This is a genomic window from Nostoc flagelliforme FACHB-838 (assembly GCF_014698065.1).
GTDB classification, from domain to species: Bacteria; Cyanobacteriota; Cyanobacteriia; order Cyanobacteriales; family Nostocaceae; genus Nostoc; species Nostoc flagelliforme_B.
The window spans coordinates 1-1,808 of the sequence record NZ_JACJSI010000692.1 but is presented as its reverse complement, the minus strand read 5'-3'; the positions used below and the strand labels follow the sequence as shown (position 1 = coordinate 1,808).

Annotated in this window: 4 protein-coding genes and 1 pseudogene; 1 reads left to right on the top strand and 4 read right to left on the bottom strand. The window is 41.2% G+C overall.

Features of this window, described 5'->3' with window-relative positions; translation table 11 throughout:
* Nucleotides 1–128: 128 nt before the first annotated feature.
* The 3 genes and pseudogenes from H6G97_RS55265 to H6G97_RS50785 form a co-directional block, all read right to left on the bottom strand.
* Entirely contained in the window at nt 129–251 is a 123-nt protein-coding gene (locus tag H6G97_RS55265) for a hypothetical protein (protein ID WP_277883493.1), read from the bottom strand.
* A gap of 405 nt (nt 252–656) precedes the next feature.
* The gene (locus tag H6G97_RS55260) at nt 657–785 is read right to left on the bottom strand and encodes a hypothetical protein (protein ID WP_277883492.1); all 129 of its coding nucleotides are present in this window, start codon (nt 783–785) and stop codon (nt 657–659) included.
* Nucleotides 786–945: 160 nt separating this feature from the next.
* A pseudogene (locus H6G97_RS50785) lies at nt 946–1,113 on the bottom strand (transposase); the annotation flags it as partial.
* A gap of 15 nt (nt 1,114–1,128) precedes the next feature.
* Between H6G97_RS50785 and H6G97_RS50780 the strand changes: the two are divergent.
* Nucleotides 1,129–1,545, top strand: coding sequence for an ArsI/CadI family heavy metal resistance metalloenzyme (locus H6G97_RS50780; RefSeq protein WP_190947740.1), 417 nt, complete (start codon nt 1,129–1,131; stop codon nt 1,543–1,545).
* A 78-nt stretch (nt 1,546–1,623) separates the two neighbouring features.
* On the opposite strand, the gene H6G97_RS52100 is transcribed toward H6G97_RS50780, so the two are convergent.
* A partial coding sequence (locus tag H6G97_RS52100) for a hypothetical protein (RefSeq protein WP_206759186.1) occupies nt 1,624–1,808 on the bottom strand: 185 nt, incomplete at its 5' end.

Here is a 1,808-nt window from a genome sequence, read left to right as displayed (position 1 = left end):
GATACTAAGTTCCCAGCAGATGATTTTTGCGTCATATATCATATTTTATAACGCCGTGTCTACCAATCTACATTCTGATTTTTTCTTTCTACCCCGATTTACCGAGCGGATACATTTGAACAAAGGTTTCATAATGAATTGAATGCAGCTTTAGTAACTTCTGCTCCCGACTCCACTGTTTCTCCACGCTTTACTGTTTTCTCAAGCAGTCCAGGAATCCAATGTTGCCAAATCTGCTGAATCTTTGCCATTGCTTAAATTCCTGTACTAAGAGTTTTACTGCTGATCAGGGTTTATACTTGCTACACTGAGGTTAACGCTTTTACGGACTCTATCGCAATATTCCGGTTACAGCGAGTAAACAACGCGCTGCATGTGTAACTCGATTGTTGGCAGTGGGTGCAAACTGTATTTTGCCTACCTACAAAAAAACTGCCCTGGGGCATGACCAGAGCAGCGTTTCTCTAAAGGGGGAATTAAATAAAGGACTTTTAAAATCTTGTCCCTGCTTTACATCTAATTCGTTCGCTATGTAATACTCTTCAGTTCAAGTTTTGTAATTTATGCAAAATGAGCAAAAAACTTTTAAAGCTGCATTATCCAAGGATTAGACGCAGTAAACCAAGCTCAATGTAACACCCTTGGCTGAATGCGTGTTAACCAATGGTTGTCAAAATCTGGTCAAACATAAATACACCATTACCCCAAGGAGCAATCGTAGGCTGTGGAGGGCGGTTGTTCATCGGGCAGAGGAGAAGCGATCGCTTACATTGGCACACTTTCACAAAAATACTCTACCAAGTTACTCACATAAATAGAGTATATAAATTTACTACTATCACCTTTTACCAGTAATTAGTTTATACTTTGATAACTATTTATACCTCTGTATAAGTACTGCAAATCTTGCTTACAGCGATCGCATGAAGCACTGCATTATGCGTCAGCTATATTACAATAATTCAGCCTGTTACCGTATTTACGGCGAGAGCGACGATTAGGATCAGGGTTTTGGTAAGGTATATATAATGCAGAATCATAGCGCAACTTGGAAATTATGTGCAAGTTAACAAGACGTGCCATCTGCAAAGCATTATTGTTCCCAAAATGACCTTAAGGAGAACTGCCATGTCCCGTGTTCAACTTGCGCTTAATGTTGGTAATCTCGATGCTGCGGTTGATTTCTATAGCAAGCTTTTTGGTACTGAGCCTGCAAAACGCCGCCCCGGTTACGCCAACTTTGTGATCGCTCAACCTCCTCTGAAGTTAGTACTAATTGAGAATGCAGAGGCGGCTGGCACTTTGAATCATTTGGGTGTGGAGGTCGAGACAACGGATGAAGTAGTCACTGCAAGCGATCGCCTACAACAACTTGGGCTTTTAACTCAACCAGAGGAAAAAGTGACTTGTTGCTATGCTCTTCAAGATAAAGTATGGGTGCATGACCCAGATGGCGCGCCTTGGGAGATTTACAAAGTTTTGGCTGACTCACAAGTGCGAGATATTAAACCTGTTGAAGTCAGCAAAGAGGCGTGCTGTCAATAACCTAGCTACTTGTATAGCTATACAGTAACTTGTCTTAACTATTGTTCCTGTAGCGCATTGGTGGCAGTTTCGGAGTTCTTATACCGAACTTAGGTTAAATATTATCTCTGCGACCTTCTGTCGGCTGAATTTTTGGCAAGTAGCACTATTAGACTTGTCCGAAAACTCCAAAGCCAGACTGTTCAAAGCTTTGAGAGCAAGCTTTGATATCTTCGTGAAAACGTAATCATAAAGCTTTGAGATAGTTACTGATAGTTTAGAGC